The organism is Streptomyces swartbergensis, assembly GCF_002148965.1.
GTDB lineage: Bacteria > Actinomycetota > Actinomycetes > Streptomycetales > Streptomycetaceae > Streptomyces > Streptomyces swartbergensis.
In genome coordinates this window covers 1-875 of sequence record NZ_NGFN01000777.1, presented here as the reverse complement: position 1 = coordinate 875, position 875 = coordinate 1, and the positions used below count along the sequence as shown (strand labels likewise).

The 875-nt window shown below is 77.3% G+C and carries 1 pseudogene; it reads right to left on the bottom strand.

The features are described 5' to 3' along the window. Nucleotides 1-581: pseudogene (locus tag CA983_RS44270) on the bottom strand (NADH-quinone oxidoreductase subunit G); the annotation flags it as partial. Between the last annotated feature and the right edge of the window lie 294 nt (nt 582-875).

Genomic DNA, 875 nt, shown 5'->3' with positions numbered 1-875 from the left:
TTCTCGGCGACCGCGGCCACCGGCAGGACCACGTCGGCCTTGCGGGTGATCTCGCTGGGCCGCAGTTCGAGCGAGACCAGGAAGCCGACCTCGTCGAGTGCCGCACGCGCGCGTGCCGGGTCGGGCAGGTCGGCGATCTCGACGCCCGCCACCAGCAGCGCCTGGAGTTCGCCGGTCGCGGCGGCCTCCACGATCTGGCCGGTGTCGCGGCCGTAGCGGTGCGGGAGACCGGCGACGCCCCAGACGGCGGCGACCTCGTCACGCGCGCGTGGGTCGGTGGCCGGACGCCCGCCCGGCAGCAGCGACGGCAGCGCGCCCGCCTCGACGGCACCACGCTCCCCGGCCCGGCGCGGGATCCACGCCAGCCGGGCACCGGTCGCGGAGGCGGCGCGTACGGCGGCGGTCAGGCCGCCGGCCACCGCGGCCAGCCGCTCACCGACGACGATCACGGCCCCCTCGGCGCGCAGCGCCTCGGCGGCGAGAGCACCGTCGTCCTCCAGACCGACGTTCCTCGCGAGCGCGTCCAGCCACTCGGTCTCGGTCCCGGGAGCCGCCGGCAGCAGCGTCCCGCCGGCCTTCTCCCTTCTCGGCGACCGCGGCCACCGGCAGGACCACGTCGGCCTTGCGGGTGATCTCGCTGGGCCGCAGTTCGAGCGAGACCAGGAAGCCGACCTCGTCGAGTGCCGCACGCGCGCGTGCCGGGTCGGGCAGGTCGGCGATCTCGACGCCCGCCACCAGCAGCGCCTGGAGTTCGCCGGTCGCGGCGGCCTCCACGATCTGGCCGGTGTCGCGGCCGTAGCGGTGCGGGAGACCGGCGACGCCCCAGACGGCGGCGACCTCGTCACGCGCGCGTGGGTCGGTGGCCGGACGCCCGC